Origin of the sequence: Lacticaseibacillus kribbianus (genome assembly GCF_020180945.1) — a bacterium.
Classification (GTDB): domain Bacteria; phylum Bacillota; class Bacilli; order Lactobacillales; family Lactobacillaceae; genus Lacticaseibacillus; species Lacticaseibacillus kribbianus.
Map to the genome: position 1 here is coordinate 542028 of NZ_JAIPUL010000001.1, position 18210 is coordinate 560237.

Below are 18210 nucleotides of genomic sequence, written 5' to 3' on the forward strand. Positions count from 1 at the left end.
CGGGCCGCTGATCGGTGGCCCATCCGCTGCTGCACGACCAACTGCGGCGGGCGCACCGGCGGCACACCTTGTGTGAGATGACAAAGAAATAAGGCCTCGGCTTTTGCCGAGGCCTTATTTGCGCTCACTTGTAGTCCAGCCACGCTTGGAACTGGTTCCAGTTCTTGTTGGTGATCAGGATGCGATCGAGCGTGCCCTTGTGCGGGGTGGTGGTTTCGATGATGCGCTGGGAGAGGTTGAACACCCCGTACATCTCGGTCTGGTGGTTCAGGAAGCTCACGTTGTTCTTGGTGATCGTCCCGTACGGGGAGGCGAAGTAGTGGGCGTACTCGCCGAAGTGGCGCAGGTAGGTCGCCTGGGAGGCCTCGTAGTCCTCCTGGAAGAAGTCCTCGTAGCTCTTCAGGTTCCCCACCGGGATGTCGTTTTTCAGGTAGTGCATGTCGTTGGTGTGCAGGGCGATGGTGGCAAGCCCCGAGTCGTGCATCTCCTTGAGCTGCGCCCAGCTGGCCAGCTTCTGGTCGGCGTCGTACTTGCCGACCTTGCTGGTGATGATGAACGCGGTGAAGGGGATCTTGTTGGCCTTCAGGTACGGGTACGCGTTTTGGAACGCGCTTTCCGCGATGTCGTCGAAGGTCAGGACCACGTACTTGCCGACCGGCTTGATGTCGGCCGCCATGATGTCGTGGGCCTGGTCCATCGAGATGATCTCGGCGCCGGAGGCCTCAATCGCCTCGATCTGGGCGATAAAGTTGTCCTTGGTGATGTTGTACTCGCTGAGCTGGTTGTTGTTGCTCATGCTGCGGGCCACGCGCAGGCTGACCTGGTCCTTCAGGATGCGGTGGTACGAGAGGATGGCGATGCCGTCCTCCTTTTGAAGCTCTTCGGTCGGGATCTCGAAGCCGGATTCCACCTCGGAGTGCACGCGCAGCTCCTGCGCGCCGATGGTGGCGCCGACGGCAATCAGGGCGATGGTGAAAACAATCATGATCGCCCAGCGTTTGATCCGCTTGGCCATGTTAATTCTCCTTTCCGTGGGTCCACAGCACGCGCAGGAGCGCGAGGCTGCCAATCGTCGCGATGATCCAGCCGAGGGCCTTGACCACGTCGGCCCCGAGCTGCCACTCGATGTTGAAGAGGTTGTAGATCGGCGCGATGAAGTCGCTGAAGTACCCGATGTCGAACAGCACGTTGAGCACTAAGAGCCCGGCAATCGCGGCCCACATCAGGATGAGCCAAAGCGCGTTGACCGCGGTGGCCCAGCGGTTGGTGGCGTAGATCACTTTAACCCGCATTGGTCGATTTTCCTTTCATTTGGCCCAGTGACCGGCTGCGGTCGGCGGACTCCCAGCGACCGTGTTCGATCGGGGTGTACACCATTTTCAGCACCGCGGTCACCAGCGAGTACAGGTTCAAAAACCAGTAGAAGAACAGGTACATCGGGGTGTAGAGGAACATCCGCATGCGCAGCTTGGCGGTGCGCACCGACATGATCATGCCGGCGAAGAACTGCAGCAGGCCGATGAAGAAGATCATCAGAATCACGTTGCCGTCCAGCTGCACCGCCTGGTTGATGATCGAGGAGGCGACGAAGAAGGACATGGAGAACAGCGTGCCGAAGGACCACAGAATCGAGGTCATCATCTCGTACAGCAGCCAGGTGTTTGGCTGCCACGGCTTGAACAGGAGGCGCCAGTTGCTCACCAGCACCTGCAGGCCGCCGTACGCCCAGCGCTGGCGCTGCTTGAGCAGGGACTTGATGGTCGATGGCACCAGGATCCAGGTCGTCGCCTGCGGCTGGTAGGCCACGCGCCAGTTCTTGAGCTTCATGCGCCAAGTGATGTCGATGTCTTCGGTCTGCACGTTCTCGTTCCAGCCGTTGACACTGGCCAGTGCGGCCTTGCGGTACAGCACCAGCACGCCGGACAGGGTCAGGATGTTGCTGGTGAAAAACATCTGCGAGCGCTTGATCAGGTCGATGATCGCGGTGTACTCCATCGTCTGCATCTTCTCGACGATCACGCCGCGGTTGAGCACGATCGGCTTGCCGGTCACGGCGCCGATGCGGTCGTCTTTCTTCAGGCTGTTCAGCAGGTGGTCAACCGCGTGCGGGTCGATCAAGGAATCGGAGTCGACGCACAGGAGGTACTCACCGTGGGCGGCCTTGGCGCCGGCGTTCATCGCCGCCGCCTTGCCCCCGTTGTGCGGCTGGGCAACGATGGTCATCGGCACCCGGCGGAATTTTTGCTTGAGCGCATTCATCACCAGCAGGGTGTTGTCGGTGGAGTGATCGTCCACCAGAATCAGCTCAATGTTGCGGTGCGCCTGCTGGCACAGCGACTGAACCGTTTCGTGAAGTGTGGCCTCCTCGTTGTAGCAAGGCACGATCACGCTCACGAGATCGTCGTGGCTGGCCTGGGAGCGGCGCGGAGACGTTAAGCGGTAGAACAAGGTGCCGATCAGCCAGACCAAGGTCATGGTGAGCGGATACAGCAGAATGAAGCTGGTTAGCATCAGCGTAGCCTCCCTTTGAGTATTTGCATCGCCTACCACTAAAGCATAGCATGGTCAAGACTGATTCATGAAACATTATGACGATTATTTATCCTGGTCAACGATTTATTTGTCAATCCATCTTTTTTATTCTTATTTAAAGGCGCATCGCTGGTGACAAGACAAAAAAATCCCCGCGAAATAAACGCGGGGAAAGCGAGTCTGGGGAGCTAGGCGAACGCCGCGGCGGCAGGCGCCAGGCAAAGGCCTCCGATCCGGCGGCCGGGGCGCTGCAGGTCCTTTTGCCACATGGTCTGGGTCGCGTCCGGCCAAAAGCCGGTGGCGCGCAGGAAGGCGGCGTCGGCCGGGCCGCGGTGCCACAGCCGGGTCTGGCCGCCTGCCTGGGCGACTTGCTCGGCCTGGTGCAGCAGCACCCGGCCGCACCCGTGGCCGCGCCAGGCGGGGGCGACGTACAGCTGGGCGACCTCGAGCTGATCGGGCCAAAGCCCGGTACTTTGGGCGTCGCCCGCATTGCAGCGGAGGAAGCCGACCGGGGTGCAGCCCGCAAACAAGAAGTAAAAATCGACGTTCGGGGTGGCCAAGGCCCGGCGCAGGGCGGCCGCACTCGGCGCAGGCGCCAGCGCGGGGGCCGCCATCATGGTAGCCAACTGATCGATGTCTGCCAGCGTGCACCTGCGCAGTGTTGTGTTCATGCCGTTACCCCCAGTCTTCCGTGTTGTGAAACCGACAAGTGACGAGTCTACCACCGCGGCGGGCGGCGCGCACGCGAAAAACGGGTTACATGGCAAAACTCTCATGCAATGCCTGGCCTGGGCTGGTGGCACAACTTTGTGAAGGATGGTACAATGTTGGCAAAAGGCGCCGCGGCGCAGGGGAGGTCATCACGTGGACGGCGAGTCGTTGTTCGAGCGGGCGAGTGCGGAGGAGCGCAACTGGTGCTGGGCGGAGACGCCGCCCAAGCGCGCCGTTCGGGTCCGCGCGCGGCAGCGCATTTTGGATCAGCGGGTGGTGATCGCGGGCCAGCCGACGCTTGCGGCCCTCGTGTCGCGGGCCGGCGCCGCGCGCGTGGTGGACTACCTGCGCTACGGCACGGAGATCGACCGCGCCAGCTGCACGGTCGACGGCCAGCCGCTTGCCATCACCGGCGACAAGACCCTGGTGGTGGTGATGAAGCACCCCAGCGGCAGTGCGTGCAGGGTGCTGGACGAGACGGCGGTGCGGGTCTGCCTAGACGCGCCGGCCTGCTACGCGCGGGTCTTCATGGTCAACGTCGTGCCGGTGGTCTGCGGCAACGCGCGCTACCTGCGCCCGGGGGCCCTGCTCGAGGAGGCCGCGACGTACGGCCTCGGCCACTTCGTGCAGGTCAGCCAGACGGGGGAGAAAACGGTGGTGAGCCAGCCCCTGTTGGCCCGGTGCGATGCCCACAACCCGCAGATGGTCGAGCAGACCACCGGGGTCCATGCGGTGCCGGGGCTGCGCAACGCGGCCTTCATCCGCCAGATCCTGCTGCAGCGGCTGGACGCCGACGTGCTGCTGGCGACCGGGGCGTTGCGCTGCTCGATCGAAACCGGCGAGCACGCGCTGGGGCAGGCCTACTGCCGGCTGCTCGAGACGCTGGCGCCCTTGGCCGACCTGAACCGGCTGTTCGTGCTCGGCCTGTGCGCCGACCACCAGTACGGCCGCAGCCCGCGCCCGCAAAACCCGCGCGACGCCGTGCCGCTGGTGGACGGGGCCTGGGTGCTGCACCCGGTCGCCCTGGCCCGACTCGGCCGGCGGCGGGTGCTGACGCTGCGCTGACCCGGATGCCGGGCCTGCACCGGCCGCGGGCCCGGCGCCGGCGCAATCCCGCCAGCGGGGGTACAGGATAGACACGATGGGGCCAGACCGCGGTTGCGGCCTGGCCTTTTTGGTGGCCGCCGGCGGGGTGAAAGCGGTGCCGAGCACCCACTAGTGGTATGCTCAATATTTAATTAACACAAGATGTGGTGGTTGCGGGTTTACAAATGCCCCAGCGAGGTCAATAATGGATGACATGCTGCTTTTGCAGACGAGACGAAAAAAGGGGACTTATTCATTATGACGCACGAGAATTACGGGACCTGGCTGCTCAATCAACTCAAGGGCTGGCCGCAGCAGAACTACTACCTCTTCTGGTTCGCTCTGGGCTGTCAGATCATGACGCTGGTCAATGCGCCGATCACGGCCGTGTCGGTTGTCACCTTCATCGGCACCACCATCGGCGTGCTGTGTGTTCTGGCGATCAACGCCACCAAGGCCGTCAACGGCTGGCTGGGCCTGGTGTCCGCCGCCTGCTTCATTTTTGTCGGCTTCACCGCCAAGAACTACCTGTCGATCTTCGAGCAGATCGCCTACGTGATCACGCTCGACCTGCCCGTCTTGATCTCCGTGCGCAGCTGGAACGACGACACGAAGAACCACCTGCGCAAGTTCGGGGCCAAGGAGTGGGCGATTTCTTTGGGCTTCACCCTGATCGTCTGGGCGCTGTCCGCGTACCTGATCGGCAACTTCACCAATGACCCGCGGCCGGTTTACGACGGCATGGCCTTCGCCATCAGCCTGACCGGCGGCATCGTCTGCTACCTGCGCTACTCCAACCAGTACTTCTGGTGGCTGTTCTCCGGCATCGCCCAGCTGATTCTTTGGGGCATCACCTACGCGCAGGGCGACGCGAGCCTGGGCATGGCGATCAACTCCAGCATCTACGTGATCAACGACATTCTGGCCTTCACGATCAGCCCGTGGTTCAACGCCGGGCGCCGCAAGCTGGGCCTGAGCGAAATTAAGTGATTGTCGCCGGGCGGTTTCTGGTATGATAGAGACTGCCGGTTTTGGGAGGACGAGATGACAGACAAAAGCAAGCGGCGGGTGCCTTTGGCCAAGCTGTACCTGGGCAGCCCGTGGTTCAACCCGACGCAACAGGCGCGGGTGGTGGCCGCCAAGGCGGCGCTTGACGCCAACGACACGGTCGCCCTGGTGCATTTTCCCTTCGACTGGGAGTACCACGACGAGCCGGTGACGGGGGAGACGATGACCCGCGAGTGGGTCGATGCGACCTACCAAAACGACCTGTCCGCGATGGCCACGGCCGACGCCGGCGTCTTCTTGTACGACTTGGACCAGGAGGATGCCGGCTGTGCCTTCGAGATCGGCTACCTGCGGGCGCTGCACAAGCCCGTGGTGCTGGTGCCTTTGGCCGCCGACCTGGCCGACAAGAAGCTCAACCTGATGCTGGCGGCGGGGGTCACGACCTTCCTGCCGGACATCGCGGCGCTTGAGGCCTTTGACTTCAACCACCTGCCCAGCGAGCCGGTTCACCCGTTTCCGGTATTTTGATTCGATTCATCAGAGGAGGAACTACAACACATGATTTATATTCTCGGCAGCATCGGCGCAGGCAAAACGTCTTTGACCCGGCTGCTATCCGCGGACCTTGGCGCGCCTGCCTACTACGAAGACGTTGAGGGCAACGGCATGATCGCCAACATGCTCCAGAAGTTCTACAACGCCGGTGCCGAAAGCCGCAAGACCACGGGCACGATCCTGCAGATTGCCTTTTTGACCTTCCGCTACCAGCAGCTCAAAAAGGCCGTGATGCAAGAGAACGCCGTGATGGACTCCTCGCTTGAATCCGACTTCGTGATGGCCTCGCAGCTGCACAAGAACGGCGAGATCGACGACGCGGACTTCAACATCTACGTTACCCTGTCCCAGGAGATGCAGGCCAACGTCAACGGCAGCCCGTGGAACGGCCTGCCGGACCTGGCGATCTACCTGCAGATCGACCCGGAGCACGAGATCGAAGAGATCCAGGGCCGCGGCCGCGAGATGGAGGACATCCGCGAAAAGCCCGAGCTTGTCGCCTACTACAACCGGGTCAACCAGGCCTACCGCGACTGGGCCAAGGGCTACACCCGCTCGACTTTGATCACGGTCGACCGCGATCACTTCGACTTCGTCAACAACCCGGCCGACCGCAACGCGGTGCTGGACCAGATCGAGTCTAAGCTGGTCGAGCTCGGCAAGCTTGCGCCGAGCCGCTTCGAAGCCATCCAGGCGGCCCGCGCCATCTAAACGCTGACAACCAGAAAACCGGCCCCCGACTGCAAAGTCGGGGGCCGGTTCGTGTTTATTGACGGGCTTACTTCTTGGCCGCGGCGGTCAGAACCTGGCCGACGGCTGGAATCTGGCCCAGCGAGTCGACGGCGGTGCTTGGCATCACCACGGTGTTGGCCGTGCCCTTGGCGAGGGCTTCGAGGGCCTCGACGTTCTTGTACTTGAGGTACATGTCGCCGTCCTTGGCGAGCCCGGCGTTGATCGAGTTGATCTGGTCCTTGACCGCCTCGGCGATCAGGCGCTGGGATTCGGCGCGGCCCTGGGCCTCCAGAATCTGGGTCTGCTTGTTGGCCTCGGCCTGCAGGATGTCGGCCTGCTTTTCACCTTCGGCCTTGGCGATGGCGGACTGCTTGAGCCCCTCGGCCTCCATGATGTTGGCTTCCTTTTCACGGGAGGCCCGCAGCAGCTTGTTCATGGATTCCTGGATGGTCTTGTCGACCTGGATGGAGTCGATGTTGACGCGGTCGACGTTCAGGCCGTAGCCCGCGGTGGTCGCGGCAATCTGCTGAAACAGGGTCTGGTTGATAGTCTCGGTGCCGTTCAGCACGTCGTTGAGGTCCATGTTGCCGATGATGCCGCGCAGGTTGGCGCGGGTGTCTTGAACCATGGACAACACGGAGTCCTTGTTCTGGTAGACGTAGGCGTTGACGTCGGTGATGTGGTACTTCAGGGTCTCGGAGATGCGCACCACAACGTTATCCTTGGTGATGACCTCCTGCTCGTCGACTTTGAGCGGGATCTGCTTCATGTTGACGATCTCGGTGATGCGGTAGATGATCGGCAGCACCACGTGGAACCCGGGCTGCAGGGTCTGAACGTACTTCCCCAGGCGCTCGACGATCCCAACCTCACCGGTGTGAATGATGGCCACACTGCTCAAAATCATGACGACCAGCAGGACGGCGACGATGCCGACCACGGTCCACAGAATAATTTGTCCCATAAAAAACTCCTCCTTAGTGTGCGGGTGACCCCGCGCCTCAGTACTGCAAGTCTCGCTCGGCCGCGCGCACGCGCAGCGCAAGCGGGGTGACGCCGACCACGACGACCAGGTCGCCGGGCGTTGCCCCATCGAGGACCAGGAAGTGGTAGTGAATCCCGTACAGGCACACCGTATCGCCGGTCGCCGGCAGGGTGAAAACGGCGCCGAGCAGCCGCGAATCCAGCGTCTTGTTCTCCTGATTCATGCTACCACCTCCCTTCTCCTCTATGATAAGGCTTACCTGAGGATGAGACAATCATAACCCATGGGTGCCAGCCGGAATCAGTCGCGAGGCTGATTTTGATTCAGCCTTTCAGCCGCCGGGATATCCGGTATAATGGGCGACGGAGGTGATTCCCATCGCAAGCAAGCGTCCGATCTACGCGACGACATACGAGAGAAGGCGGCGCTGGACCCGGTTCCTAGTGCTGGTCGCCTGCGTGGTAGCCGCTGTGGTGGCCGCCGCCCTTGGCGTGCGCGCCTGGCAGCGCCGCGGCCTTGCCCGCTACCCGGTGGCGGGCGTGGTGCTCGACCAAAGCGCCGGCCACCAGGACTTCGCCGCGCTGGGGGATGCCGGCGTCGACTTCGCCTACCTGAAGGCGACGCAGGGCGCCAGCTACTTCGACGACGCGTTCACGGTCAACTACGACCGCAGCGTCGGCGCCGCGGTGCGCATCGGCGTGTACCACTACTTCAGCTTCGATTCGACCCCGGAGGCCCAGGCCACGCAGTTTCTCAAGCAGACCGGCCGCGACTGGGGCAGCCTGCCGATCGGGGTTTACCTGACCTACTACGGCGGCTACGCGGACGACCCGCCGGCCGCACCGACGCTGACGCAAAATGTCGGGCGCTTCGTCGCGCTGATCCAAAAGGCGACCGGCAAGCCGGTGGTCCTGATGGGCAGTGCCCGGGTGCTGAAGGCCGTGTCGCAACTGGCGTGCCAGCACTTCGTCATCGGCGGCGGCCGGCCGAGTCACGCGCAGTTTTGGCAGTCCGGGACGCTTGACTGCGACGGCACGCGGCTGCCCGCCGCGGCCTTTCTCGGGAGCAAAAAGGCGTTCGCCGCGCTGGGGCGCTGAGCGCGAGCATAAAAGTTGACGGTAAAAATTACCGCGGGTACGATGGGTTCACATGAGCATCGGAGTCGTGGGGCGGCAAACGCGTTGCCGGGTCCCCCCCGCGGCTCAGGCGAACGATCCGGCGGCAAGCGCCACCAGTAGCCAACTCAGACCAGGCCCCGACCAGGCCATCTTATGCATAGGGTAGTGGAACCCGCCCAGCACCACAGCGGGAAGATGAACAGGGTTACGGATCACCATCCGCGCGTCGCACCACGAGAGGGCCTACTCACTGAGGTAGCAGCGGCCCAACCCAGACGCGCGGCGCACGCACCGGCTGCACAGATACCAGCATTGCCTCGGGTGGTTCCGGGAGGTCCTGCAGCAACAGGCCGTGCACAGTACCACGCGCAGAGCCAACTGAAGCTAATTCAATCGCGCCAGATCCGGTTCGGGGGCACCCCGGGCCGGGTTTGGCGCGTCTTTGCGTCGCCCGGGGGCCCGAGCACCGCAGATACTTTGCTTTACAAAGTATGCGAACCTGCTATACTTTGTCTGACCAGCGACCGGGTGAATCAGACCGGTCGCCCCGGTAGTCGGGTTAACCGCGGCGTGGCCGCAGAGGAGGCGCACCATGGCAGTTGCAATCGCACTGACCAATGTTCAAAAGAGTTTCGGGGCCAAGCAGGTCCTCAAAGACGTGACTTTTTCCATCGAGCCGGGCACCATCGTCGGCTACATCGGCCCCAACGGCGCGGGCAAGAGCACGACCGTCAAGATCATTCTGGGGCTGTTGACTCAAGACGCCGGCACCATCGAGCTGATGGGCCAGCCGGTGCGGCCGGACGACCCGAGCTACAAGCAGCACATCGGCTACGTGCCGGAAAGCGCCGACGTGTTCGACGCGCTGACCGCCCGCGAGTACCTGACCCTGATCGGCCAGCTGTACGGGCTGAGCGAGGCGGCCGCCGAGGACAAGGCGGTGGCCCTGGCCCAGATCGTCGGCCTCGGCCCGGCGCTTGACCGGCGCATCACCGCGTACTCCAAGGGGATGCGCCAGCTGGTGCTGATCATCGCCAGCCTGTTGCACGACCCGGACGTCTTGTTTTGGGACGAGCCGCTCAACGGGCTGGACGCCAACACCGTGCTGGTGATCGAGGAGATCCTAGTCGAGCTGCGCAACCGCGGCAAGACGATTTTCTACTCCAGCCACATCATGGACGTGGTGCAAAAGCTCTCCGACCGCATCATCCTGCTCAACGACGGGCAGGTGCAGGCCGACGGGACCTTTGCGACCATCACCAACGGCGCGGACACCAACCTGCAGGAGCTGTTCAACGAGCTGACCGGCTTTGCCGAGCACGGGGAAAAGGCGCGGGCCTTCGTCGACATCGTGACGGGCGGTGAGCGCCATGACTGAGCTGCCACGGGGGCTGGGCTTTTTGACCGCGCTGCAAAGGCCCTTGACCCGAGCCGGCGTCGACTTCGCCCAGTTCGCGCTGATCGTCGGTGCGAAGTTCAAGCTGGCCGCGCGCAGCAAGAGCGGCATCGGCGTCTCCAACCGCCGCAAGAAACGGGCGGACGCGCCGGACCACGGCCTGCGCAACACCTTCTTGATGAACCTTTTGATCGGGGTGGTGATCGGCATCACGATGATCCTGCCGCTGCCCCTGATGACGCAGCTGACCCTGTTTGACACCAGCCTGTTCGTGATGTTCTTCCTGCAGATGCTGGCCAGCTACTCGAGCCTGATCTTGGACCCGCGCGACCGGCGCATCTTCTCCGTGCGCGGGGTCAGCGACAAGACGCTCAACGCCGCGCGCATCGCGGTGGTGGTGTTCTTCCTGGCGGTGACGCTGGTGGCCCTGGCCGTGCCGAGCCTGATCATGATCGGGCTGCAGCAGGGGCCTCTGGTCGCCATCGGGGCGGCGCTTGGCGCGGTGATGCTCGCCATCTTCGCCTTCGTGCTGTCGCTGTTTCTCTACCTGCTGGTGCTGCGGTTCTTTGACGGCGAGCGGCTGCGCAACATTCTCAACGTCGTGCAGATCGGCCTGATCGTCTTGATGTACGCCGCCAGCCAGCTGCCCAACCTCGTCGGCGTCGACACCATGGCCAAGGTCAACTTCGCCATGCCGACGCGCCTGTTGTGGTGGTACGTGCCGGCCGCGCCGGTGTGGTTCGCCGGGCCCGCGCTTTTGGCCGACGGCATCTTCGCGCCGGTCAGCCTGGTGCTGACCGTCCTGGCCGTCGGGGTGACCGCGCTGTTGATCGCGGCGTACTTCAGCCGCGCGGCGCAGTTCGAGCAGTCGCTTGAAAAACTGGAGCAAAGCTCGGAGCACAACCGGCGCCACTCCTGGTGGTTCACCGCGACGCGCCGCCTGCTGACAAAAAAGGGCGCGGAGGCGACCTACTTCACGCTGGGCTGGCGGATGATGCAATACGAGCGCGACTTCAAGCTGCGCGTCTACCCGCAGCTGGCGTACGGCTTCATGATCCCCGTCATCATGGGGGCCGGCTTCCTGCGCGGCGACAACGCGCTGTCCTTCACGCACTTTCTGCCGTACCTCGGCGTGGGGCTGACCATCGCGCTGCCCACCGCAATCGTGAACCTGTCCTTCTCGCACCAGCCGGAGGCGATGGGGATCTTTCGCACCGTGCCCTTCGAGACGCACGGCCTGCTGCTGCGGGGCGTGATCGCGGCGCTTTACGCGCGGCTGATCCTGCCGTTCGTGCTGCTGTGGGGCATCGTGTTCGTACCGTTCGTCGGCGTGCACGCGCTCTCGGCCCTGGTGCTGACGGTGGTGATGACGGCGATGTTTGCGCTGGTGTTCGGGCGCATGATCATCGGGCGCACGCTGCCGTTTTCAAGCGAGTTCACCGCGCAAAAGGGTGCGACCAACGGCATGATCGGCGTCGCCGCCGTGCTGGTGGGGATGATCATCATGATGGCCATCGTCGTCTTGTGCGGCCTCGTGTTCTCCATCTGGCTTGACCTCGGGCTGGCCCTGGTGTTTGCCCTGATTGGCTGGGCCGTGTGGGCGAGCTACCCCAAGAGCATTCACTACGACCTGCGCCTGCCGGGTTGACCGACAAGCCAAGCGGCCGTCACGCCTCCAAGAGGAGGGTGGCGGCCGCTTTTTGGCGTCCTGGCTCGGTGCTCAAAAGGGTAGGCCGACGTTGGTCTCGATGTCGCGCTGGCGTTTTTGAATCAGCTCGCCGGTGGCCGGCCAGCGCTCCTTGGTGAAGCCGAAGTAGTCGATACTCAGGTTGGTGTGGGCGCGGATGCCGGCGATGACCGCGGCGAACACGTCGATGTCCTCGGTCTGCAGGCTGTGCAGGGGCAGGGACTTCTGGCGCTCGCCGCGGCGCTGCTGCCAGAAGAAAAAGCTGAACTCGTGGTCGTAGCCGTTGTGCACCGCGGTCAGCCAGTAGCGGGTGTGCGGTGCGCGCTTGAACAGCGCGTCGATGCGGTCGTTGATCACGCGGATGTCTTGCTGTGTGCTCATGAAATCACCTCGTGGTCATTATACGAACAAACGTTCCCTAATGCAAGGTGACAAAAGCGTTCGTTCAAAGTGCCGCCAATCGCTGGCGGAGCGGCCGGCGGACTGGCACAATGGAGGAGAGGTGAAGCAGATGAGAAAAGTATTAATCGGCTTTGTCGTGCTGGTTGCCCTCGCGTTCGGCGGACTGAAGCTGTTCGAGGTGACCAACTACGGCGGCACGGCCTACTACACGCAAGTCGTCGCGACGGGCCAAAAAATCGTGCAGCGCGGATCGAACGGCGGCACCTGGACGGACTACCGCTACCGCCAGCTGGCCTACACTGAAGACGGCGCGGCCAAGACCGTCACCTTCAACGGCAACAAGTCCCGGCCGCTGCGCATGGGCGCCTACCTGAAGCTGACGGTCAACGACAAGAAGGGCGTGACCCGCTGGACCGCCGTTGAGGCCAAGGACGTGCCGGCCGGCGCAATGGCCAAGCTGAAGTAGGGGGCGGGGACTATGCTGGTCCCCTGAGTGCGGGTCACGCTAGGCGGCCCGCTAAGAGCGCCGCGCTCCGCCCTGGATCGTCGAGCTCCGCGCGTCGACGCGGGCGCACCTAGCTTGCACCGGCACTTGGGCCTAAGTGCGGGCCCAACTGTCGACGCAGCGCTAGGCGGCCCGCTAAGAGCGCCGCGCTCCGCCCTGTGTACACAAAGACGCGCAGTCGTTTCTCGGCCATTTTGGTCGGGGAACGACTGCGCGTCTTTGCGTGGCTTGCGTTTCGCGGGGCAGCAGCTGAAAATAAAACCTTTCTGCAATGTCTCGGGCTTCGCCAACGGCGGAAGCTTGTCACAGTGTAGGGCGGAGGCTCGGACGCACCACTGCTGAGGCGGAGGGCCGGGGCGAGCCAGCGTGAAATTGCTGTTAGTCGGCTGAACCTGCCGACTTACAGCAAGGGCGGGTCTTGAGACCGGAACGGGCTACGAGAGCCCCACGCGTTCCGCCGCCCCGGCCTGGAGCCTTCAGCTCTGGTGCATCCGGGCCGGAGCCCGGATTTTCAGGTGCGACCTAGTCTTCCGCGGTGGGGTCGATCACCTGGTAGGTGGCGTCTTCCGCCTCGTCGTACACGGCGGTCGGGCCGTTCAGCCCGGCGGTGATCACCAGCGAGTAGCCGTAGTGGTCGAGGAAGGTCAGCTTCTCCGTCGTGATGCCGGTGACCTGGCCGGGCAGCGCCCGCCCGTCGATCTTGATGGTCAGGTCGGGCTCCACGGCCAGCTGGTGGGTCTTGTTGGTCTGCTCGTCGAGGAAGGCGAACTTGCCCGTGTACTGGTGCGCCAGCTGCTGAACCGGGCTTGCGGCCGGCGCCTGCTGCGGGGTCTTGCCCGTCAATCGCAGCAGGAAGGCCTTCAATTGGGGTTTGTGCAGTGCCATCCTGAACTCCTCCTCCAAGTTGATAGGTCTATTCTAACACGCGACTGTGACAACCGGTTACGAGTTGGCCTGCAATTTTGTTGCAGTGCTGTTACAATAGGATAAAACAGACAGGAGATGCGCGCATGAAGTTAGGGATTATTGGCACCAACTGGATCACGGCGCAGTTCGTCGCGGCTGCCCAGGCAAGCGGGGCCTACACGCTCAGTGCGGTGTACTCGCGCCGCGCCGAGACCGCGGAGGCTTTCATCGCCAAAACCGCGCCGGCGGTGGCGTACACGGACCTCGCCGCATTTTTGGCCAGCGACCTGGACGTCGTGTACATCGCAAGCCCCAACAGCCTGCACGCCGCCCAGACCCTTCAGGCGGTGGCCGCCGGCAAGCACGTGATCGTGGAAAAACCGATGGTCGCAAGCCTGGACGAGCTGGCGGCCATCCAAGACGCGCTGGCCGCCCACCCCGGCGTGATGGTGTTTGAGGCCGCGCGCCACGTGCACGACCCCAACTTCGCGGTGATTCGAGATTGGGTGGCAACGCACGACATCGCCGGCGCCGACCTGCGCTACGCCAAGTACAGCTCGCGCTACGACGCCTACCTGGCCGGCGAGAACCCGAACATCTTCTCGCCGCGCTTCGCCGGCGGTGCGTTGATGGACCTCGGCGTCTACCTGGTGTACGCCGCCGTCGCGTGGTTTGGCGTGCCCGAGTCCGCGCAGTACCTGCCGCACAAGCTGGCCAACGGCATCGACGGCTCCGGCACCGCGCGCCTGCAGTACCCGGGCTTTGACGTCACCCTGACGGCGGGCAAGACCTTCAACAGCCTCGCCCCAAGCGAGATCTACAGCGGCCGCGAGACCCTGTCCTTCGACTCGCCGGGCGAGCTCAACCGCGTCGCCCTGGTCGGCGAGCAGGAGCGCGAGCTGACCGTGGCCAAGGCGGCCAACCCGATGGCCGACGAGGCGGCCGACTTCGCGGCCATCATCACCCGAGACGACCGCCAGGCGGCCGCGGACCTGATGGCGTTGGCCACCAAGGTCCACCGGGTGATGGCGCAGCTGCGCCAAAGCGGCGGCATCGACTTCACGAACAACGCAGAATAGAGGCAGATTATGACCATTGCAACCCCGTTTTTACCCCTCTGGCAGCAGGCCGGCTTCAAGGACGAGACCCCGATTCAGGCCGCGGTTGACCAGCCGCTGCGCCAAGACGAGTCCATCGTCGGCCTGGCGCCGACGGGATCCGGCAAGACCCTGGCGTTTGGCCTGCCGCTTTTGACCAAGGTGGTGCCGCAGGGCGGCGTCCAGATCCTGATTCTGGCGCCGTCGCAGGAGCTGGCCGTCCAGACCAGAGACGTGCTGCGGCCGTACGCCGCCGCCGTCGACGTGTCGATCGTGGCGGTGACCGGCTCGGCCAACGTCAAGCGCCAGCTGGAGCAGCTGAAGAAAAAGCCCGAGGTGATCGTGGCGACGGCCGGCCGGCTGCTCGAGCTGGTCGCCGCCGGCAAGGTGCGCCTGCACACGCTGCAGACGCTGGTGGTCGACGAGGCCGACGAGCTGCTGCGCGATCCGGGGCTGGGGCAGGTCCGCGACCTCGCGATGGAGGCGCCAAGCGACGTGCAGCTGGCCTTCTTCTCCGCCACGCCGAGCCCGATGTTCTCGGACCTCGCCAAGTGGTTCGGCCAGGAGGTGCGCGTGATCGACGTGCGTGACATCGACCACACCCAGGGCGCGGTGCGCCACCTGTTCGTGCAGACGGACAACGCCCACCGCGAGACCTGGCTGCGGCACCTGGCCCACCTGGACAAGTTCCAGGCGCTGGTGTTTTTCAACCAGAACGCCGTGATGGAGAAGGTCGCGCGGACGCTGTCGCACCAGCAGATTAAGTTCGCCGTGCTGTCCAAAACGGACCGGGCGGCCAACCGCGCCAAGGCGCTGACCGATTTTCGCAAGGGCCGCCTGACGCTGCTTCTGGTCACCGACATGGCCGGGCGCGGCCTGGACATCCCCAAGCTCCCGGCGGTGATCAACTACCAGACCCCGACGCGCGCGGAGGCCTACATTCACCGCGCCGGTCGCACCGGGCGGATGGGCGAGCCCGGCACCGTGGTGACCATCGGCGACGACCACGACAAGCGAAACCTGCGCAAGCTGGTGCCGCAGTACGACATTCGCCGCGCCTTCCTGGTCGACGGCAAGCTGAGCCTGACCCCGCCGCCGCGCGAGGCGGTTGAGTCAGAAACCGCCGCGGCGGGCACCGGGGCCGCCACGGGGAGCACCACCAGCGCGCGTCCGGCGACCAAGCCGGTTCGCCGCGAGAAGCCGGCCGCCGCGCCGCGCCAGGCGGATGCCGCCCCGGCCGCGCGCAAGCCGCACAAGAAGGCGCGCGCCCGCGACCAGAAGAACAAGGGCAAGCGCAAGAAGGGATGACTTGTTCCCACCAATTCAACAGTGTACACTAAAGACAGCGGTATCATGAGGCCGCGCGTGGTGCTGGGCACCACAGAGGGGGGTCAACTATGGAACTAGAACGCACAGTCAACGCGCCGGCCAGCTACATCTACCAGACGATCATCGACTCGGTGCTGTACGACATCAAGCAGGAAACCGGCAACAGCATCGCGCCCGGGGCCTTGACCGGCTACGAGTACCAGAAGAAGATGGGCAAAAACGGGCACGGCCGCGTGAAAATCACCAAGGCGGACAAGAACCGCGCGTACGCCTTCCAGACGCGCATCGGCCGGGGCACCTACTACGTCGAGTACGCCCTGCAGGAGACGCAAGACGACCAGACCAAGGTGACCTACACCGAAAACACGCTGTACGACGACAAGTCGCGCGAGCTCAACCAGATGCTCATGATGATGCTGCTGGGCCGCCGCCGCAAGCGCCGCATCAAGTACATGCTCGACACGATGGCGTCTCAGTACCACGCCGCCGAATAAGTTTCAGAAAAAACTTTCGTCGCGGGCGAATCGGTGGTATATTTAGGTTGCACAGCAACCGGCATATTGCGGTGCATCGGATATGGTGTCTTTGCATGTCTAGCGTTTGACGCCATAGGAGCGGCCCGGACTTACGGTAACGTTGAGTCTGGGCTGTTTTTTTGGCTTCGATTGGAATTGTGCGCACGGGCGGGCGGGTCAAGACCGCCGCGGTGAGGTGCGGGACGGTTGCCTGCGGTGCGGGTGGTCCAGGCGGGCCTCGCGATTGGTCTGTGCGGCGCCGGGGCATTCCGGCTCGGCCGACAGTCGGGTGACGCGTCTGGTTGCGACTCGCATCGGCACCGCGCAAACACGCAAAAAAACGGACCGCAACGACGTTTTGAACGTGCTGCGGCCCGGTGAGATTTGATCTAGCGGTTGCGAGATGCGACAGGGGGGACTCGAACCCTCTACCTATGGTTTAGGAAACCATTGCTCTATCCAGGTGAGCTACTATCGCGAACCAGACCATTATAAGGGTTTTTGCGACGCGGTGCAATCACCTTGGCGCCGCGCGGACGAATCCGTCGCCATACTGAACACAGGAGGGATGCACATGCTTGAGGACTTGACCCTGACCGCCGGCGCGACCCTGGCGCTCCTTGTCGGCTTCGCGGCGGTGATCACCTGGGGCAACCGGGCGCTTTTGCAGCGGCTGGTCAACCGGGCGCAGCGCGACAGCGCGCACGTCTGGTGGGCGCGCCCCGGACTGTGGTGGCACGAGGGGACGCACGCGCTGGTCGGGCGGCTGTTTGGCCTGACCGTGCGCGAGGTGTCCGTGCGGGCCAGCGGGCAGACGGCGGGGCACGTGACCTTCGCGCTGAACCCGCGCTCTTGGTGGCAGCACGTCGGGCTGTTTGCGGCCGCCGGCGCGCCGGTGTGGACCAGCGCCGCGGTGATCCTCGGCGTGGGGAAAATGGTCTGGTGGCCGCGCGTGGCCTGGCGCGCCGTCGGCCTGGCGACGCTGGCCCCAACGTGGCCAGGGGTTGCGGGGTGGCTTGTGATGAGCCTTGCGCTGAGCCTGGGCGCGGTGCTGTCGCCGGCGGATCTGCGCCAGCTGATGCGCGGCCTGCCGGCGGTGGCGGCGCTGGTGCTCGGCGTGTTCGCGGCGCTGGCACTGGTCTGGCCGGCGGGGCTTGCCGCCTGGCGCACGGGCAACGCGCTGCTGGCTCTGGCCGGCGCGGTGGTCACCGCCCTCAGCCTGCTGCTCGGCCTGCTGGCGGCGGTGCTGATGCGGCGCTGAGGCCCAGCTTCGATCTTCTTCGCGAGGAATGGCTGACCACCGGAGGCGTCGGATGCCTGACTTACGGTAGCGCCGACCACCAGCGGCGTCGACGCCTCCGCGGTCGCAGGGGCCCGAGACCCCTGGCCTGCGCGGTACCCGTGGTGGCCCCGAGGCGTCCGGCTTGCGCGCCTGCCGGTCAACCCGGTAGACTGAAGTTAGGCGCTGAGGCACGAGGACAAGTGCGATGACTGATCACCATTCGGGGCCGCGCCATCAGACCCGTAGCCCCATCTGCGCCCGCCGCACCTAAGTCGACCAAAGGACCAAGCGTGGCGGCACAGCCGACGACCCCCTGCATCAGCAAAGGATGCAGGGGGTCGCTGTGTGTTGCGGGTCTTCTGCG

General features: G+C 64.2%; 20 protein-coding genes and 1 tRNA gene. 12 read left to right on the plus strand and 9 right to left on the minus strand.

Annotated features, from left to right (window positions below; all coding sequences use genetic code 11):
- Window positions 1-124: 124 nt before the first annotated feature.
- From LE416_RS02520 to LE416_RS02535, 4 genes are all read right to left on the minus strand, one after another.
- Window positions 125-1015: a polysaccharide deacetylase family protein gene (locus LE416_RS02520; protein ID WP_225046921.1), complete on the minus strand. Its 891-nt coding sequence runs from the start codon at window positions 1013-1015 to the stop codon at window positions 125-127.
- 1 nt (window position 1016) lies between these two features.
- Window positions 1017-1292 (minus strand): hypothetical protein, encoded by a 276-nt coding sequence (locus tag LE416_RS02525; RefSeq protein ID WP_225046922.1) that lies wholly within the window; start codon window positions 1290-1292, stop codon window positions 1017-1019.
- Complete coding sequence (locus tag LE416_RS02530; RefSeq protein WP_225046923.1) at window positions 1282-2511, minus strand: glycosyltransferase family 2 protein; 1230 nt, start codon at window positions 2509-2511, stop codon at window positions 1282-1284. The genes LE416_RS02525 and LE416_RS02530 overlap by 11 nt, the downstream gene beginning before the upstream one ends.
- A 209-nt stretch (window positions 2512-2720) precedes the next feature.
- On the minus strand, window positions 2721-3203 hold the full coding sequence (locus LE416_RS02535; protein ID WP_225046924.1) for a GNAT family N-acetyltransferase: 483 nt from the start codon (window positions 3201-3203) through the stop codon (window positions 2721-2723).
- A gap of 193 nt (window positions 3204-3396) precedes the next feature.
- Here LE416_RS02535 and LE416_RS02540 point away from each other — a divergent pair, with 193 nt between their 5' ends.
- From LE416_RS02540 to LE416_RS02555, 4 genes are all read left to right on the plus strand, one after another.
- Window positions 3397-4308, plus strand: a complete 912-nt coding sequence (locus tag LE416_RS02540) for a hypothetical protein (RefSeq protein WP_225046925.1) — start codon at window positions 3397-3399, stop codon at window positions 4306-4308.
- 276 nt (window positions 4309-4584) lie between these two features.
- On the plus strand, window positions 4585-5319 hold the full coding sequence (pnuC, locus tag LE416_RS02545) for a nicotinamide riboside transporter PnuC (protein WP_225047825.1): 735 nt from the start codon (window positions 4585-4587) through the stop codon (window positions 5317-5319).
- A 54-nt stretch (window positions 5320-5373) separates the two neighbouring features.
- Window positions 5374-5865, plus strand: a complete 492-nt coding sequence (locus tag LE416_RS02550) for a nucleoside 2-deoxyribosyltransferase (RefSeq protein WP_225046926.1) — start codon at window positions 5374-5376, stop codon at window positions 5863-5865.
- A 30-nt stretch (window positions 5866-5895) separates the two neighbouring features.
- Window positions 5896-6603 carry a deoxynucleoside kinase gene (locus tag LE416_RS02555; protein ID WP_225046927.1) on the plus strand — a complete coding sequence of 236 codons (708 nt, stop codon included), beginning with the start codon at window positions 5896-5898 and terminating at the stop codon, window positions 6601-6603.
- A gap of 67 nt (window positions 6604-6670) precedes the next feature.
- Here LE416_RS02555 and LE416_RS02560 read toward each other — a convergent pair whose 3' ends face one another.
- Window positions 6671-7588, minus strand: coding sequence for an SPFH domain-containing protein (locus tag LE416_RS02560; protein WP_225046928.1), 918 nt, complete (start codon window positions 7586-7588; stop codon window positions 6671-6673).
- A 37-nt stretch (window positions 7589-7625) separates the two neighbouring features.
- Window positions 7626-7832, minus strand: a complete 207-nt coding sequence (locus LE416_RS02565; RefSeq protein WP_225046929.1) for a hypothetical protein — start codon at window positions 7830-7832, stop codon at window positions 7626-7628.
- 145 nt (window positions 7833-7977) lie between these two features.
- On the opposite strand from LE416_RS02565, the gene LE416_RS02570 reads away from it, so the two are divergent.
- From LE416_RS02570 to LE416_RS02580, 3 genes are all read left to right on the plus strand, one after another.
- Window positions 7978-8706 (plus strand): GH25 family lysozyme, encoded by a 729-nt coding sequence (locus LE416_RS02570; protein WP_225046930.1) that lies wholly within the window; start codon window positions 7978-7980, stop codon window positions 8704-8706.
- Between the two features lie 613 nt (window positions 8707-9319).
- Window positions 9320-10105 (plus strand): ABC transporter ATP-binding protein, encoded by a 786-nt coding sequence (locus LE416_RS02575; protein WP_225046931.1) that lies wholly within the window; start codon window positions 9320-9322, stop codon window positions 10103-10105.
- Complete coding sequence (locus LE416_RS02580; RefSeq protein WP_225046932.1) at window positions 10098-11771, plus strand: ABC transporter permease; 1674 nt, start codon at window positions 10098-10100, stop codon at window positions 11769-11771. Before LE416_RS02575 ends, LE416_RS02580 begins: the two co-directional genes overlap by 8 nt.
- Before the next feature lie 72 nt (window positions 11772-11843).
- Here LE416_RS02580 and LE416_RS02585 read toward each other — a convergent pair whose 3' ends face one another.
- Window positions 11844-12191 (minus strand): acetyl-CoA carboxylase, encoded by a 348-nt coding sequence (locus LE416_RS02585; RefSeq protein ID WP_225046933.1) that lies wholly within the window; start codon window positions 12189-12191, stop codon window positions 11844-11846.
- 130 nt (window positions 12192-12321) lie between these two features.
- On the opposite strand from LE416_RS02585, the gene LE416_RS02590 reads away from it, so the two are divergent.
- A complete protein-coding gene (locus LE416_RS02590) occupies window positions 12322-12678 on the plus strand; it encodes a YxeA family protein (protein ID WP_225046934.1) in 357 nt (118 codons plus the stop codon).
- Window positions 12679-13239: 561 nt separating this feature from the next.
- Here LE416_RS02590 and LE416_RS02595 read toward each other — a convergent pair.
- The gene (locus LE416_RS02595) at window positions 13240-13602 is read right to left on the minus strand and encodes a DUF4828 domain-containing protein (RefSeq protein WP_338034758.1); all 363 of its coding nucleotides are present in this window, start codon (window positions 13600-13602) and stop codon (window positions 13240-13242) included.
- Between the two features lie 125 nt (window positions 13603-13727).
- Between LE416_RS02595 and LE416_RS02600 the strand changes: the two genes are divergently transcribed.
- The 3 genes from LE416_RS02600 to LE416_RS02610 all read left to right on the plus strand — a co-directional run bounded on the left by LE416_RS02600 (window position 13728) and on the right by LE416_RS02610 (window position 16543).
- The gene (locus LE416_RS02600; protein ID WP_225046935.1) at window positions 13728-14702 is read left to right on the plus strand and encodes a Gfo/Idh/MocA family protein; all 975 of its coding nucleotides are present in this window, start codon (window positions 13728-13730) and stop codon (window positions 14700-14702) included.
- A 9-nt stretch (window positions 14703-14711) separates the two neighbouring features.
- Complete coding sequence (locus LE416_RS02605; RefSeq protein WP_225046936.1) at window positions 14712-16028, plus strand: DEAD/DEAH box helicase; 1317 nt, start codon at window positions 14712-14714, stop codon at window positions 16026-16028.
- Window positions 16029-16117: 89 nt separating this feature from the next.
- The gene (locus LE416_RS02610) at window positions 16118-16543 is read left to right on the plus strand and encodes a DUF3284 domain-containing protein (RefSeq protein ID WP_225046937.1); all 426 of its coding nucleotides are present in this window, start codon (window positions 16118-16120) and stop codon (window positions 16541-16543) included.
- A gap of 425 nt (window positions 16544-16968) precedes the next feature.
- Here LE416_RS02610 and LE416_RS02615 read toward each other — a convergent pair.
- Window positions 16969-17042, minus strand: a tRNA-Arg gene (locus tag LE416_RS02615).
- A gap of 96 nt (window positions 17043-17138) precedes the next feature.
- Between LE416_RS02615 and LE416_RS02620 the strand changes: the two genes are divergently transcribed.
- Window positions 17139-17825, plus strand: a complete 687-nt coding sequence (locus LE416_RS02620; RefSeq protein ID WP_225046938.1) for a hypothetical protein — start codon at window positions 17139-17141, stop codon at window positions 17823-17825.
- The last annotated feature ends 385 nt before the right edge of the window (window positions 17826-18210 follow it).

Coding starts and splice junctions, on each gene's coding strand:
- LE416_RS02520 (WP_225046921.1), bottom strand. CDS start 1,015: ATGGCCAAGCGGATCAAACGCTGGGCGATCATGATTGTTTTCACCATC.
- LE416_RS02525 (WP_225046922.1), bottom strand. CDS start 1,292: ATGCGGGTTAAAGTGATCTACGCCACCAACCGCTGGGCCACCGCGGTC.
- LE416_RS02530 (WP_225046923.1), bottom strand. CDS start 2,511: ATGCTAACCAGCTTCATTCTGCTGTATCCGCTCACCATGACCTTGGTC.
- LE416_RS02535 (WP_225046924.1), bottom strand. CDS start 3,203: ATGAACACAACACTGCGCAGGTGCACGCTGGCAGACATCGATCAGTTG.
- LE416_RS02550 (WP_225046926.1), top strand. CDS start 5,374: ATGACAGACAAAAGCAAGCGGCGGGTGCCTTTGGCCAAGCTGTACCTG.
- LE416_RS02555 (WP_225046927.1), top strand. CDS start 5,896: ATGATTTATATTCTCGGCAGCATCGGCGCAGGCAAAACGTCTTTGACC.
- LE416_RS02560 (WP_225046928.1), bottom strand. CDS start 7,588: ATGGGACAAATTATTCTGTGGACCGTGGTCGGCATCGTCGCCGTCCTG.
- LE416_RS02565 (WP_225046929.1), bottom strand. CDS start 7,832: ATGAATCAGGAGAACAAGACGCTGGATTCGCGGCTGCTCGGCGCCGTT.
- LE416_RS02575 (WP_225046931.1), top strand. CDS start 9,320: ATGGCAGTTGCAATCGCACTGACCAATGTTCAAAAGAGTTTCGGGGCC.
- LE416_RS02580 (WP_225046932.1), top strand. CDS start 10,098: ATGACTGAGCTGCCACGGGGGCTGGGCTTTTTGACCGCGCTGCAAAGG.
- LE416_RS02585 (WP_225046933.1), bottom strand. CDS start 12,191: ATGAGCACACAGCAAGACATCCGCGTGATCAACGACCGCATCGACGCG.
- LE416_RS02590 (WP_225046934.1), top strand. CDS start 12,322: ATGAGAAAAGTATTAATCGGCTTTGTCGTGCTGGTTGCCCTCGCGTTC.
- LE416_RS02595 (WP_338034758.1), bottom strand. CDS start 13,602: ATGGCACTGCACAAACCCCAATTGAAGGCCTTCCTGCTGCGATTGACG.
- LE416_RS02600 (WP_225046935.1), top strand. CDS start 13,728: ATGAAGTTAGGGATTATTGGCACCAACTGGATCACGGCGCAGTTCGTC.
- LE416_RS02605 (WP_225046936.1), top strand. CDS start 14,712: ATGACCATTGCAACCCCGTTTTTACCCCTCTGGCAGCAGGCCGGCTTC.
- LE416_RS02610 (WP_225046937.1), top strand. CDS start 16,118: ATGGAACTAGAACGCACAGTCAACGCGCCGGCCAGCTACATCTACCAG.
- LE416_RS02620 (WP_225046938.1), top strand. CDS start 17,139: ATGCTTGAGGACTTGACCCTGACCGCCGGCGCGACCCTGGCGCTCCTT.